The organism is Rufibacter roseus (assembly GCF_001647285.1).
GTDB classification, from domain to species: Bacteria; Bacteroidota; Bacteroidia; order Cytophagales; family Hymenobacteraceae; genus Nibribacter; species Nibribacter roseus.
This window is the reverse complement of record NZ_LRML01000010.1, coordinates 76,883-91,021: the sequence shown is the minus strand read 5'-3', so window position 1 is coordinate 91,021 and position 14,139 is coordinate 76,883. Positions and strand designations below refer to the sequence as shown.

Annotated in this window: 11 protein-coding genes; 7 read left to right on the top strand and 4 right to left on the bottom strand. The window is 47.2% G+C overall.

Annotated features, from left to right (window positions below):
• Positions 1-322: 322 nt before the first annotated feature.
• The 3 genes from A8O23_RS15285 (at position 323) to A8O23_RS15275 (ending at position 5,268) form a co-directional block, all read left to right on the top strand.
• Positions 323-3,325, top strand: coding sequence for a M16 family metallopeptidase (locus A8O23_RS15285; protein WP_082883097.1), 3,003 nt, complete (start codon positions 323-325; stop codon positions 3,323-3,325).
• 309 nt (positions 3,326-3,634) lie between these two features.
• Complete coding sequence (locus A8O23_RS15280) at positions 3,635-4,393, top strand: hypothetical protein (protein WP_161486750.1); 759 nt, start codon at positions 3,635-3,637, stop codon at positions 4,391-4,393.
• Positions 4,394-4,593: 200 nt separating this feature from the next.
• The gene (locus tag A8O23_RS15275) at positions 4,594-5,268 is read left to right on the top strand and encodes a YceI family protein (protein ID WP_066622836.1); all 675 of its coding nucleotides are present in this window, start codon (positions 4,594-4,596) and stop codon (positions 5,266-5,268) included.
• Between the two features lie 145 nt (positions 5,269-5,413).
• Here the strand turns inward: A8O23_RS15275 and A8O23_RS15270 are convergent, their stop codons facing one another.
• From A8O23_RS15270 to ettA, 3 genes are all read right to left on the bottom strand, one after another.
• A complete protein-coding gene (locus tag A8O23_RS15270; RefSeq protein ID WP_082883099.1) occupies positions 5,414-6,064 on the bottom strand; it encodes a DUF4136 domain-containing protein in 651 nt (216 codons plus the stop codon).
• A gap of 147 nt (positions 6,065-6,211) precedes the next feature.
• Positions 6,212-7,105: an alpha/beta hydrolase family protein gene (locus A8O23_RS15265; RefSeq protein WP_082883096.1), complete on the bottom strand. Its 894-nt coding sequence runs from the start codon at positions 7,103-7,105 to the stop codon at positions 6,212-6,214.
• Between the two features lie 258 nt (positions 7,106-7,363).
• Positions 7,364-9,031, bottom strand: a complete 1,668-nt coding sequence (gene ettA, locus A8O23_RS15260; protein WP_066622834.1) for an energy-dependent translational throttle protein EttA — start codon at positions 9,029-9,031, stop codon at positions 7,364-7,366.
• 260 nt (positions 9,032-9,291) lie between these two features.
• Between ettA and A8O23_RS15255 the strand changes: the two genes are divergently transcribed.
• The 4 genes from A8O23_RS15255 (at position 9,292) to A8O23_RS15240 (ending at position 12,846) form a co-directional block, all read left to right on the top strand.
• A complete protein-coding gene (locus tag A8O23_RS15255; RefSeq protein WP_066622832.1) occupies positions 9,292-10,602 on the top strand; it encodes a DUF349 domain-containing protein in 1,311 nt (436 codons plus the stop codon).
• Positions 10,603-10,843: 241 nt separating this feature from the next.
• Positions 10,844-11,641 (top strand): porin family protein, encoded by a 798-nt coding sequence (locus tag A8O23_RS15250; RefSeq protein WP_074988405.1) that lies wholly within the window; start codon positions 10,844-10,846, stop codon positions 11,639-11,641.
• A 182-nt stretch (positions 11,642-11,823) separates the two neighbouring features.
• Positions 11,824-12,045: a DUF2795 domain-containing protein gene (locus A8O23_RS15245; protein ID WP_022821757.1), complete on the top strand. Its 222-nt coding sequence runs from the start codon at positions 11,824-11,826 to the stop codon at positions 12,043-12,045.
• A 78-nt stretch (positions 12,046-12,123) separates the two neighbouring features.
• Positions 12,124-12,846, top strand: coding sequence for an ABC transporter ATP-binding protein (locus A8O23_RS15240; protein ID WP_082883095.1), 723 nt, complete (start codon positions 12,124-12,126; stop codon positions 12,844-12,846).
• Between the two features lie 581 nt (positions 12,847-13,427).
• Here A8O23_RS15240 and A8O23_RS15235 read toward each other — a convergent pair.
• A complete protein-coding gene (locus A8O23_RS15235) occupies positions 13,428-14,129 on the bottom strand; it encodes a 2-C-methyl-D-erythritol 4-phosphate cytidylyltransferase (RefSeq protein ID WP_066622826.1) in 702 nt (233 codons plus the stop codon).
• Between the last annotated feature and the right edge of the window lie 10 nt (positions 14,130-14,139).

The following is a 14,139-nucleotide window of genomic DNA, read 5'->3' as shown; positions in this document are numbered from 1 at the left end:
AAGATTATCAATATTATTCTATTTAATTGAACCTTAAATCAAACTTTAACAAACATTAACATTTCTATTAGAGCAGCTAGAATGTAACTTTTGTTTTATTTGAATGAATTTGTGTTTCAGGCTAGTTTTTCAAGAAACAGCCTAAAAACGCACCCGGTAAGTTAGCTGCACCAAATTATTTTAGTACAATGCTTTTAGGAGCAAAAGGCATGATATTCAAAAATTACTTTATTTTTAAATAAATTATTTCCTGTGCTTTTGTAATAAACAGGCACAGAGGCATACTAATGCCACACACCCTTTACACCTTAACTAACCCTTTATGGCAAAAAAGAGCACAATGGCCTTCTTGCTGGCTGCCGCTCTGTTGGCGCAGGCAGAAGTGCAGGCCCAGAAAAAGGCTACTCCAGCAAAGAAAACTACCACTACCGCCACTTCTAAAGCGAAGCCGGGGCAAACTCAGCTGGTAGAGAAAGTGACCCGCAAGGGATCAGAGTTGATGATCCCGTACGAGAAATACGTGCTGCCCAACGGGCTTACCGTGGTGGTGCACGAAGACCATTCTGACCCTATTGTGCATGTTGACGTGACCTACCACGTGGGCTCCGCCCGCGAGGAAATTGGCAAATCTGGCTTCGCCCACTTCTTTGAGCACATGATGTTCCAGGGCTCAGACAACGTGGCCGACGAGGAGCACTTCAAGATTGTGTCTGAGTCAGGCGGAACGCTGAACGGAACCACCAACCGCGACCGCACCAACTATTTTGAGACTGTGCCTAGAAACCAGCTGGAGACCGCGCTGTGGCTGGAGGCTGACCGCATGGGCTTCCTGCTGGACGCCGTTACCCAGAAGAAATTTGAGGTGCAGCGCGAAACCGTGAAAAACGAGCGCGGACAGAGCGTAGACAATCAGCCTTACGGCCAAGCCCGTGAAACCATTTACCGTACGCTGTACCCTTATGGCCACCCCTATTCATGGGATGTGATTGGTTACATTGAAGACCTGAACCGCGTAGACGTAAACGATCTGAAGAACTTCTTCCTGCGTTGGTACGGACCAAACAACGCCACCTTAACCGTGGGCGGTGACGTAACTCCTGAGCAAGTAGTGAAGCTGGCCGAGAAATACTTCGGATCTATTCCGCGCGGGCCTGAGGTGAAAAACATGAAGCTGCCGGCACCGGTGCTAACCCAAGACCGCTATGTGTCTTATGAAGACAATATCCGCTTCCCGCTTATTCAGATGGTATTTCCTACCGTGCCTAACTATCACCCAGATGAGGTTCCGTTAGATGTACTGGCTGAGATTATCGGCGGTGGCAAAACTTCTATTCTTTACCAAAACCTGACCAAAGCACAAAAAGCAGTTCAGGCTAACGCCGGGCACCCTTGCTCAGAATTAGCTGGTGAATTTACGTTAACCGCACTTCCACTGCCGGGCCACACCTTGGCTGACATGGAAAAAGAGCTACGCAACGCACTGGTAGAATTTGAGAAAAGAGGCGTCACCGATGATGACCTGGAGCGTTTCAAAGCGTCTTACGAAGCTGGCATTATCAACAGCCTTTCCAGCGTGAGCGGCAAAACCTCTACCCTTGCCTCTTACCAAACGTTCACCGGCAACCCTAACTTCCTAACCAAGCAGTTACAGGCTCACCGCGCTGTCACCAAAGACGATGTTATGCGGGTGTACAGAAAGTATATTCAGGGCAAGAAAGCGGTTATCTTAAGCGTGGTACCAAAAGGAAAACCTGAAATGGTGGCCGCCAAAGACAACTACACCATTGACAAAGCTGGCTACAAAGCCCCAGCCGATCAGTACGCCGGCCTGAAATACAACAAGGCAAAAGATACCTTTGACCGCAGCAAGCGTCCGGCCCCAGGTGCCAACCCTACTATCAATGTGCCTCCGTTCTGGAAGCAGAACCTGGCCAACGGCATCAAAGTAATTGGTACTAAAAACGATGAAATCCCTACAGTTACCTTGTTCTTCTCGCTACAAGGCGGGCATAAGTTAGAGGCGCATGATCCTTCAAAAGCGGGTATCGCGTCCCTTATGGCTTCTATGCTGAACGAGGATTCGGAGAAATTCACAGCCGAGGAAATCAGCACCAAACTTGAGAAATTAGGTTCTTCTATTTCATTTGGAAGCGGCTCAGAGAGCATGACCGTGTCGGTTCAGTCTCAGATCAAAAACTTAGACGCCACATTGGCCTTGTTGGAGGAGCGTATGTTCCACCCACGCTTCTCTCAGGAAGATTTTGACCGCCTGAAAAAGCAGCGTTTGGAGGCCATCAAAAACCAGAGCACCCAGCCTACAGTTATTGCCAACAACGTGTACAACAAAGTGCTTTACGGCGAAGGCCATATTCAGGCCATACCGGTAGTGGGCACTATACAAACCGTTGAAAGCATCACGCTGGACGACGTGAAGAAGTTCTACAAGACTTACTTCTCGCCAAGCGTGACTAACCTGGTAATTGTGGGCGACGTGGAGCAGAACCAGATTATGCCTAAGCTGGCATTTTTGAACAATTGGTCTCCTAAGCAAGTCACCATGCCTGCCGAGGCTAAATTGGCTGCCATAGACAAAACTAAACTGTTTATTGTAGACAAAGAGAAAGCGGCTCAGTCTGAAATCAGAATCGGTTACATGGCCATGCCGTATGACGCCACTGGCGAGTACTACAAAGCTGGTTTAATGAACTATGTGTTGGGTGGCGCTTTCAATAGCCGTATCAACCTGAACCTGCGCGAAGACAAAGGCTACACCTACGGAGCCGGTTCATACTTCTCCGGCACTGAGTCTGCCGGTCCTTACACGGCTTATGCCGGTGTGCGTTCTAACGTGTCTGACAGCGCCGTGGTAGAGTTCATGAAGGAGATCAAGCGGTTCAGAGAAGAAGGAATCACTGACGAGGAATTGGCCTTTATGAAGAGCGCCATTGGGCAGTCAGATGCCCGCCGTTACGAGACTTCGTTCCAGAAGGCTTCGTTCCTGAACAACATGCTGCGCTACAACCTGGAGCCTGATTATGTGGCCAAGCAAAATGAGATCCTGCAGAACATCACCAAAGAGGAGATCAACGCACTAGCGAAGAAACACCTTCAGGTAGAGAAAATGAGCATCATGCTGGTAGGAGACAAAGCCACTATCAAACCTGGCCTTGAGAAATTAGGCTATGAAGTGGTGGAGCTTGACCCAGACGGTGCTCCAATTGTAGCCAAGGTAGAAACTCCGGCTGCTCCGGTAGAAGCAGATTCTAAAACTAAATCTAAAAACAACCGCAAGGCTAAGAAGGTGAACGGCCGCGTATTTAATTAATTCTGTCCGATCTGCTGGCCCTATTTCAGCCGATCTGTTTTGTAGGCGTTTTCGGGAAAACACCCCGAAAACGCCTTTTCCTTTTTGGTAATTTCATCATTGAATCTTGGGTTCTGTAATAGCGCTTGTCTTGGCATTACTTCCAATAATGCTGTAGCTCTCACAAAAGATTTCATCTTAACCGTTAAGCATCAAGCAATCTGAAATACCCAATTTTGCTTCATGTAAAGATATTATAGACCATATATAGTATTTCTTCGTTAACCTAGTGATTGGTGGCACTTAAGCAGCATCTTAACTACTATTCCTATGGGTTATTTTTCCTCCTCTCCCTCCGCGCCTAGCTACGTTGGCAACTTATTTAAAACAAAAAGCTTTTCTCTTCTTTCATTGCCCGAAAAACTCTCTCTGCTACTCATGTTTAGCTTGGTGAGCATAGGCGTGATTTCAGCTTACGCAGATAAAGAGTGGTTTGAAGATGTGTACACCGTAGAAGACGGGCTAATTGAATGGCTTACGGTATTACCCTTGGCGGTGGTTTCCATAGCCTGCCTTGTAAGAATAATTTATAGGAGGGGCTCCCTCAGCGGCAAAATGATAGCCAGCACTGTATTTATTGCCCTGTTCAGTTTATTTGCCTTAGGCGAAGAAATTAGCTGGGGACAACGCATCTTCAACATCCAGAGCTCCTCTTTTTTCAAAACCTATAATGCTCAGCAAGAAATGAACCTGCACAACATGGTGGTAGATGGCGTGAAGGTGAATAAACTTATTTTCTCACAGCTTTTAACCGTAGCAATAGCCTTTTACTTGTTAGTGTTCCCGTGGCTTTACCGCAAAAAACAATGGGTTAGATCATTGGCAAACAGTTGGGCAGTGCCAGTCCCCCGAGTTTACCAAATTATTTCTTTCCTTCTGCTGTTTGTGTTAATTGGCTTATGTCCGTCGGGCAAAAATGCGGAGTTGCTGGAGTTGGGCGCTACTACCCTTTTCTGTCTGATCATACTGTACCCATTTAACCCAATAGGCTCAGTTTCTCCCGAGCCTGAACAGGTTTCGGCTGAATAAACTTTTCAAAATTGTGAGGCAGCACATGCCTGAACTTTTAATGCATGCGAAGGTTTTAGCCATGTTTTTTCAATACAGGAGGCAATTTTGATCAAGCTGTCAAACATTAAATTCAACTAATATTGCTGGCTATCGTTGTAAACTATATTTCATTTCACTTAATTCGTGTAGATACATTATTTAACAAACCTTAACACGCTATGAAATTCACCTTTTTAAAAACCACCTGCTTCGCGTTTGCTACCGCTCTGGCTGTTGCTTCTTGTAACGAAGCGCCTAAAGGCGATAGTGCCACTATTACCGATGCCCAACAAGCCGCCGACGCAGCAGGCCAGACCTTTACGGTAGACACTGCCAACTCTAAAATACGTTTTACTGGGCATGGTGTGGGCAAGAACCACCCAGGCACGTTTAAACTTGCTTCTGGCACTGTATCAGTAGAAGGCAACCAAATTACCGGAGGCAACTTTGTGATTGACATCACCTCTATGGATATGGAAGAAGAAGGTGAAATGATTGACACTAAATTACGTCCGCACTTAATGAGCGGCGACTTCTTTGATGCCGATAACTTTGGCACCGCCAAATTTGAAATCACCAACGTTGCCCCTTATAAACCATCTGAAGGCGATACCTCTCTTGTAGAAGGCGCTAACTTTAACGTGAGCGGTAACTTTACCCTGAAGGGCGAGACAAAGAACATCACTTTCCCGGCTCGCGTTGAGCAGGATGAAAACTCCCTTAAGGCTAAAGCCAACTTTGACATTGACCGCCGCGAGTGGAAAATGAACTACGGCAACGACAAAACCTTAGGCGATAAGTTTATCTCTGAAACCGTTAACATTGAAATGGACCTGCAAGCTAAAAAGCAGTAAAATTTTAGATACAAGACATTAGACGTAAGACACAAGACTTTTCTTGTGTCTTACGTCTAATGTAAACCAAAAGAGCCCGGAAACATAAGTTTCCGGGCTCTTTTGGTAAAAACAGGTTCTAAACTTTTTTTTACTTTTTGCAAAATTACCTGATCAGTTTATCTCTTCGCATTTGCCTTACGGTTTCTTCCGCAAATGTTTCCGCCAGCCGTTCCAGCCCGAGCGGATTGGTAGACTGCGATTGCGCTGACCACAGCAGCTTCTCTGAATCAGCATCATATAAATTCGATTCTAGAAAATAAGTTTTGTCTTCACGGTAATAACCCGGGTTATATACAGTTGGCGACATATGCCCATAATACCCTCTAAAACTGTCGTACCACCTGAACCGCGCCATTGGCGAATAAGGGCTGGGGCTAGGCAAATAGTGCTGCTCCACTTCGGTGTCTACCACGGCCACCGTAAGTATGGCATCGTGCCGGTTACTTTTTATTCTCTCCAGCAAAGCGTCTGGGTTGGTTCCGGCATTTCGCATTACATCCGGCGAAAACATATCAATGCTTTTAGTGGCTGTAATACCCCGCTGTTGCAATTGCTTCTGCAAGCTGCTTTCTATGGTCTGCTGGGCTACTGCGTTTTCAGTGAGTGCTGCCACAATTACCTGACCATAGGTCTTTCCTGCTGTTTCGGGGCTAACCCAAGTACCTGTCACTTGGGTAGTAGGCGCGCAACCTACTATTGTGGCTATGGATAAAATAAACAGGCATACATTCACTTTCAAACTTCTTCTAATCATTTTCAACATCTCTATTTCTTTTGATTTTCTGTTCCTTTCTCCTATTAAGAAACGGAATCAACCCAAAATTGGATGTTAAAAATGAAGAGCCGCCTAGGTTGGCTGCCCTATAATCAACGCAGAGTTGGTGTTATTTTACTCCTGAGACTAATATAACACTTCTCTAACTGCACCTTTCACCGCTAACCAGGCAGGTGAGGTAGGTGCCACCAAATCAAAATGTCCGGCATTAGGCAGCAGAACCAATTTCACTAAATACTTTCTATTAGAAGAATAATTAGCAAGAGTTTCGGCCTGACTTACCGGCACAATTGGGTCTAGTTCGCCTTGCACCAACTTTACCGGCATATTCATGGGGATATTTCCCTTAGGAGAGCCTTCCGCATATCTGTCTGGCACATCTGCCGGCAAACCGCCCATAAGAGACTTCACTGCTGAATTGCAACTGCCTTTTTCCTGGCTGTACGTGTACAGGTCTGTAATGCCCGCCAACGACACTACTCCTTTTATCTTCATCGGATTTTTAATGTACAGCGGGTTAGTGCGGGGCAACTTCTGACGGGTTGCCGCCCACAAAGCCAAATGCCCTCCGGCTGAATGCCCCACTACCGCTACCTTCTTCTTGTCCAAGTCAAACTGCTTTGCCAATTCCCGCACATGATCTATGCTTTTTGCCACATCTAAAAAAGTGCTCGGCCAGCCTCCGCCCTCGTCTCCCACACGTCTGAATTCTATGTTCCAGGTAGCGTACCCCGCTTTAGTCAACGCCGCGCTCATGTGGTTCATGTACTGATAATTGAACTGATTTAACCAGCAGCCGCCGTGTATCACTACCACCACCGGAAACGGCCCTTTCCCCTCTGGCAACCGCAGTTCCCCAAACTGCAATGAGTCTGAGCCATAGAATATCTTTTTACCCGAAGTGGGAGCTGGCAAGTTGCTGATGTCTTGCCAGGTAGTAAGCTTTGGAGCTGGTGTTTGAGCCTGCAATTGCCCCACAAAACTGAGGCAGAGAAGCAGAATGGCTAAGAGGTATTTCATTTCAAGGTTTCAAAAATCATTTTTATGGTGATAAAACTACTGCTTTCTTCTTGGGAAAAGGTTGACTTGGTTTAGGAAGCTTTTGCCATAGATGGCTTTGGTAGAGAAGTGTTCCCTTTTACTCTCTCTTCTCTCTACGCACTCTGCCCTTGTTGGTGTTATCACCAACAAGCACAACAGCCTCACCATCTCCAATAAAAAGAGCCCGGAAACTTACGTTTCCGGGCTCTTTTTCTAAAAACTGGTCAAAAGCAGGCGCTAGTCCATCAGCTTTTTATAACGGATACGCTTCGGCTCCACATCACCCAGGCGTTTCTTTTTGGCTTCTTCGTAGTCAGAGAAGTTTCCTTCAAACCAAACCACCTGGCTATCGCCCTCAAAGGCTAAGATGTGCGTGGCAATTCTATCTAAGAACCAGCGGTCGTGGCTGATGACTACGGCGCAACCGGCGAAGTTTTCCAGCGCGTCTTCCAGTGCACGGATGGCGTTTACGTCCAAGTCGTTTGTAGGCTCATCCAATAACAACAGGTTGGCACCTTGCTTTAAAGTCATGGCCAGGTGCACGCGGTTGCGCTCACCGCCAGACAGCACACCCACTTTCTTCTCCTGGTCGCCGCCGCTGAAGTTGAACTTGCTTACGTAGGCACGAGCATTCACCTGACGGCCGGCCAACATCATGGTTTCAGTGCCACCAGAGATGGTTTCAAACACGCTCTTGTTCGGGTCTAAGCTTTCGTGCTGCTGATCAACGTACGCTACTTCCACAGTTGGGCCTACATTGATGGTACCGGCATCTGCCTTTTCGCGACCCGTGATAAGGCGGAACAAGGTAGATTTACCAGCACCGTTTGGCCCAATAATACCCACAATACCCGCCGGCGGCAGATTGAATGTCAAGTCTTCAAACAGCAGTTTATCACCAAATGCTTTGCTCAGGCCTTCTGCCTCAATCACTACGTTACCTAATCGTGGCCCGTCCGGAATGAAGAGCTCCAGTTTCTGCTCTTTCTCTTTGGCTTCCTCAGAGGCCATTTTCTCATAATTGCCTAAACGTGCTTTCGACTTTGCCTGACGGGCTTTCGGGCTCATGCGGGCCCACTCCAACTCGCGCTGTAAGGTCTTTTGGCGCTTGCTTTCGGTTTTCTCCTCTTTGGCTAAACGCTCGGCTTTCTGCTCTAACCAGCTTGAGTAATTTCCTTTCCACGGAATGCCTTCGCCACGGTCCAGTTCTAGAATCCAGCCAGCTACGTTGTCAAGGAAGTAACGGTCGTGGGTAACGGCAATCACGGTGCCTTTGTACTGCTGAAGGTGCTGCTCCAGCCACAGCACAGACTCAGCGTCTAAGTGGTTGGTAGGCTCATCTAGTAGCAACACATCCGGCTCTTGCAACAGCAGGCGGCACAGGGCCACGCGGCGCTTCTCACCACCCGACAGGTTGCCAACTATGGCTTCGCCCGGCGGGGTGCGCAGAGCATCCATGGCACGCTCCAGCTTGCTGTCCAGATCCCATGCACCCAGGTGGTCCAGCTTTTCCTGTACTTCGCCCTGGCGGGCAAGTAACTTGTCAAAATCGGCGTCTGGGTCAGCAAAGGCTTCGTTTATTTCTTCAAATTCCTTTAGAAGCGCTACCGTTTCGGCCGCGCCTTCCTGCACAATTTCCATCACGGTTTTGGTAGGATCCAGCTGCGGCTCCTGCTCCAGATACCCCACGCTATAGCCTGGCGAGAATGCTACATCGCCTTGGTACTGTTTGTCAACGCCGGCAATTACCTTCAGCAAAGAAGATTTACCAGAGCCGTTGAGGCCCAGCACGCCTATTTTGGCGCCGTAGAAAAAAGAGAGATAAATGTTTTTTAGTACTTGTTTCTGCGGTGGGTAAATCTTGCTTACCCCAGCCATAGAAAAGATGATAGTTTCGTTGCTCATAGTGCAGTGTTACAGTTGTCTTAGGTTCAGAGCGTGTTGGCAGTAAAGCGTTTATGGCCTCTTTTCTGAAAAACAGTCCAAAAACGCTATATAACCCTTGCCTCCTCAAATCAGTATGAAAGCAGAAGTCAGTTTTACAGGCATAGCCGCCAAAGTGTGCAAATATCGTAAATTTGGCGGTGCGGGGTTATGAAAATTGGCTTTAATTCATAAACTTGTGAAAAAATAGACTTTACATTTTTCAGTTAATTATCCAGTAGATGGAAACCAAAGATTTGTCTGAGGAGGCGCACAAGTACGGCTACGTAGAAGGAAACCAGGTTTGGTTAAAGCCTTTTATGCACTACCCTGCCCGCCAAGTAGGTGAAGTGAAAGAAGTGCCCGAAGAGTCGTTGCTGTACTTCGCGAACCGTTTTGAAAACTTCCGCCAAAAAGTAGACGCCTTACTGGAGAAAATTGAAACGTCTGAAAACAAGGGCTCTTTTCTGATGAAGGTACTGCACCTGAAAGAGCAGATTGAGAAATATGACGCCATTGGCGATTTTGAGGCCCTGCACACCCGCCTTACCGCCGCCGAGGAAGAAATCAAAGAGGCCATTGCCCGTAACCGTAATAAAAACCTCTCCACTAAAATTACCTTAATTCAGCAGGCCGAAGCCCTGCAAGACAGCATTGACTGGCCAGAGACAACTGAAAAACTAAAGGAGCTTCGCCAGACTTGGATTAAAACCGGCCCTGTAGACAAAAATTTGACGGAAGAACTGGAAGAGCGTTTTAAAGCGGCCGTGGAGGTTTTCTTTACCCGTAAAAAAGAATTCTTCCAAGACAAGAAGGACATGCTGTCCCGGACTGTTGACAAATACAGAGCCTTGATCTCCCAATCAGAAGCCCTCAAGAATTCTGAGGAGTGGGAAGAAACGAGCAAAAAGCTGAAGGACCTGCAAAACCAGTGGAAAGAAATTGGCGGCACCCTACCTCGCAAATTGTCCAACGATTTATGGAACAGCTTCAGGGCAGCCAACAACCACTTTTTTGAGCGCTTGAAAAAACATATTAACAGCCAGAAAACTGAATCAAAGGAAAAGTACCTGGAGGAAAACCTGGAGAAGAAAAAGTCTCTGGTAGCCCAAGCCGATGATTTGCTGAACGAGCCGGTTCAGGTGGCTGTTTCTAAGGCCAAAGAACTTCAAGCCGCCTGGAAGAAAGTGGGGCCCGTAAAGCAAGAGGAGTCTGACGCTGTGTGGGAAAGCTTTCTGGTTGCCTGCGATAAAATATTTGAATTAAGCAGTCTGGAACACTATATGCGCAAGCGTCCGTTGCCCGAAGGCAAAGACGGCCCTAATGACCAGCTGCACGCCCGCATCAACGCCTTGCGCGACTTCATAAAGCATGACAAGCAAGAGCTGGAAGTGCTGGAAACTAATTTGGGCCGCCTGAACCCTAACCCCAGCAATGAGACGTTCCGTACCATGCTGGAAGGCAAAATCAAAAACTTCAACCGCAAAATCAGAACCAAAACTGAACTGATTGAACTGCTCAAAGCAAAGCACGGAGTGCAGAAAGACGCCTAAACCAATGCAATAGGTGCCCTGTTTTGCGGCAAAACCTACAATGGCTTTAGCCTTCTTTACAAGAGGCTAAAGCCATTTTTGTTATTAAACCTCTCTGCACTCTTCACCTGGCCCTCTACTACCCATTAAATTACTGGCGGCATCACCTTACCTACCTATAACCGACGCAACCAGAGCATAACCCCTCAAAAAAACATGCGTAAGCCGATAGTATTACTAAACGGTCATTAAAGCTTACGCTATGAAAAAATACTTTTTACCCCTGCTTCTTCTGCTTCCTCTCGCTATGCAGGCTCAAAGCATTAAAGGGCCGTACATTGGCGTGACCACCCAATACCAAAATACCTGGATCATCAATGATGAACAGTATGAGGATGTAAACTACCGGCACAAGTTTACTACCAAGTGGGCTCCGTTCGGAGTTGTAGCCGGTTATAAGTTCAATGAGAACCACAACTTTCAGGTAGAGTTGATTCGCTCTAAGCAAGGCGAGAATTTTGACTTTGTAGATGACAACGGAGACAAGACAGGCGAAAAGGAAATTGACTTGGTGTACTGGAATATTCCGGTGCTCTTCAAGTACACCACCACGGGTAGGCTTCGCTTTAACTTCCATGTAGGGCCGCAGCTGAGCATCCTGCAAAAAGGCCGCGAAGAAAACCGTTTTTCCCGCGATGCCACTTATGACCGTAACGGCTCTCCAATTCCTATAAATGCAGGCACATATGTGCTAGCTACCACTGATGAAGCTGAGCGCAACAGAAACAACAGCGGTACACCTATTGGCGGCTTTAATAAATATGACTTAGGTATAGCCCTGGGCACAGGGGTGGAATATTCCCTTAACTCAGCCACGTACCTAACGGCCAATATCCGCTACCACTACAACTTTGTGAACATAAGAGATTCAGAGTCACAGAGAAGCCCTGTAGACCCTGATTATTATGTGCTGCGCCAGAACATGGTGGTAGGCTTGCAGTTAGGAATTCACTTTTTGTTTAACACCGGAGACGGAGAAACACCAGCCCGTCACAAATAAAAAAATATACACTTCACGCAAACAATTTCAGCCCTTACGCGTTGTGTTGTTGCATTAGCAGGGGCCTAAAACATTAAAAATTTAGTGTTTGAATTCTCACACAAAATTTTATTTTTGCAGGCCGTTGCACCGATTTGCAAACTATTAGCAACAGATATACTTAACTAAGGAGATTTACTACTATGTATTGGACACTAGAACTTGCCTCTTACCTGGAAGATGCGCCATGGCCAGCTACCAAAGATGAATTGATTGACTACTCTATCCGCTCTGGCGCCCCTATGGAGGTAGTAGAGAACCTACAGGCTCTGGAGGATGACGGACAGCCGTATGAGAGCATTGAAGAAGTTTGGCCAGACTATCCTACCAAAGAAGACTTCATGTTTAACGAGGACGAATATTAATGATTAATGAGCAATGAGTAATGATTAAACAAAAATGCATAATTGCTTTATTGATCATTGTTCATTAATCATTACTCATTGAAAGATTCCGTTTTAGAAATAAAAGAACTGGTTGCGGGGTACGCAGAGCGCGTGTTAATCCGCAACCTTTCTTTTTTAGTTCCCGAGCCTTCATTTGTAGCCATTATTGGGCACAACGGCAGCGGCAAATCTACCTTTTTGAAAGCCCTGACTGGTCAGATCCCATACCAGGGGCAGGTTCTAGTACAGGGGCAGCGCTTGCCGCAGCGCACGGGGGCCATTGCCAAAACTCTTTCCTACCTTCCGCAGAAAAACAATGTAGCTTTTCCGGTGCTAGTGCGTGAGTTGGTGGTGATGGGACTTTTCCGGCATAAGAAACTGCTAGACCATTACACCTCTGCAGATTATGCTCAGGCAGATTCCGTGCTGCACCATCTTCAGATATCTCACCTGAGCAACCGCACCTTCACTGATTTGTCTGGCGGAGAGCAGCAGCTTGTTTGGCTGGCCCAGCTCATGCTCCAGAACACACCCTTGGTGCTACTTGACGAACCCACGCAACAGTTAGATGTGTACCACAAGAAGCGCGTATTCGATTTAATGGCCAGTTGGGTAAAAAAACAGCAACAAACGGTTCTCTGCATTACACATGACCTGCTCAACTTGCTTCCTCTTCAAGGCTACCTGCTCAACCTTTCTCACCCCCAGCCTACTCTGGAACCCTTGTCGCTAGAAACTGTTTTGGCACATCAACAGCTTTTAGAGAATCCATTGCCTTAAGTTTTTTAAGCAATCACTCAATAAGCATCATTCCAGCAAGTATCTAAAAAGTGATGCGCGCAGCGCGAGTGACACTACCCAGGGACTGCATTAATAGAAAACTATCAGCCATAGTTCAAGAGCAACACATGGGGCAGAATTGGAACTGATACCAGCCGTGGGGATGAGCACCTCGCTTTGAGCGGTGCCGCGCTAGCGGCAAGACCGAAGGTCTAGTGAAAAGGGCAGTGCGAATCCACCCGGCGGGGCCTCGCGGCCGTGAGCGCACGGAGCCAAAGAGACGGAGAGGGCTGTCTTGTGAGACCATGGATATGCGGGGGCTATGAAAATCGGGAGCAGGAACAAAGTTTAGTTGTAGTTGTTGATGATAACTCGCAACAACGGCAAGTGGTAAAGCTGAAACTAGAGAAAGAGTCTTCGTTAGATCCTTCGACAGGCTCAGGATGACCGTTAAGAGAAAGACTAGGAATGCGTGAGTTGGCAGGAGTAAACTTCACCTGCCCTTTCAAAGGGAGTATCAGGAAATTGTGGTTCTGGAATTCAGGATCAGATATGTATGCAAATGCTTCCCCACCAATAACTTATTTCAGCTTTCTCAAAAATGCCTCAGCCAATACAAGATCTTCCGGGGTGGTGAGTTTGATGTTGCGGTAATTGCCCTCTACCAGATGTATACGATGCCCGAACCGTTCTACTACAGAGGCATCATCGGTGAACAAAGGAATTTCCTCTTGCTCGTACGCGCGGCGCAACAAAGGCAGCCGGAAGCACTGTGGAGTTTGCACTAATCGGAATGCTGATCGGTCAACAGCTTTAGACTTGCCACCTTTGCCCCCAGTCACTTTCCTTAGTGAGTCTTTTAGCGAGACAGCTACCACTGCGCTACCTTCTGCATGAGCCATTTGATAAGCACTGTCCAGAATAGCAGCATCTACAAACGGCCTGACACCGTCATGCACGGCCACTACACCTTCATCAGCATGAAAAAGAGCAGCCAGCCCATTCTGCACCGACTGAAACCGGGTATCGCCGCCGGCTACAATCTGATGGGGTAATACAAAGCCATGTTCAGCACAAAGCCCTTGCCAGGCTTCTATTTCGTGAGCGGGCAAAACCACCACAACATCAATGGCCGCATCATAGTCAGCAAATTTACGGATGGTGTGCATAAGCACCGGTTCTCCGGCAATTGGCAGATACTGCTTGGGCATAGCTGCCTGCATGCGGCTACCTGAACCACCGGCTACTATAATGGCGTATTTTTTAAAATCTGTTACTGACATTCCGTTGCAA

What these genes read in the sequence shown, in the direction of transcription:
- A8O23_RS15265 (WP_082883096.1), bottom strand. Translation starts at nt 7,105, where the DNA reads ATGAAATACCTCTTAGCCATTCTGCTTCTCTGCCTCAGTTTTGTGGGG.
- A8O23_RS15270 (WP_082883099.1), bottom strand. Translation starts at nt 6,064, where the DNA reads ATGATTAGAAGAAGTTTGAAAGTGAATGTATGCCTGTTTATTTTATCC.
- A8O23_RS15245 (WP_022821757.1), top strand. Translation starts at nt 11,824, where the DNA reads ATGTATTGGACACTAGAACTTGCCTCTTACCTGGAAGATGCGCCATGG.
- A8O23_RS15255 (WP_066622832.1), top strand. Translation starts at nt 9,292, where the DNA reads ATGGAAACCAAAGATTTGTCTGAGGAGGCGCACAAGTACGGCTACGTA.
- A8O23_RS15280 (WP_161486750.1), top strand. Translation starts at nt 3,635, where the DNA reads ATGGGTTATTTTTCCTCCTCTCCCTCCGCGCCTAGCTACGTTGGCAAC.
- ettA (WP_066622834.1), bottom strand. Translation starts at nt 9,031, where the DNA reads ATGAGCAACGAAACTATCATCTTTTCTATGGCTGGGGTAAGCAAGATT.
- A8O23_RS15285 (WP_082883097.1), top strand. Translation starts at nt 323, where the DNA reads ATGGCAAAAAAGAGCACAATGGCCTTCTTGCTGGCTGCCGCTCTGTTG.
- A8O23_RS15275 (WP_066622836.1), top strand. Translation starts at nt 4,594, where the DNA reads ATGAAATTCACCTTTTTAAAAACCACCTGCTTCGCGTTTGCTACCGCT.
- A8O23_RS15235 (WP_066622826.1), bottom strand. Translation starts at nt 14,129, where the DNA reads ATGTCAGTAACAGATTTTAAAAAATACGCCATTATAGTAGCCGGTGGT.
- A8O23_RS15250 (WP_074988405.1), top strand. Translation starts at nt 10,844, where the DNA reads ATGAAAAAATACTTTTTACCCCTGCTTCTTCTGCTTCCTCTCGCTATG.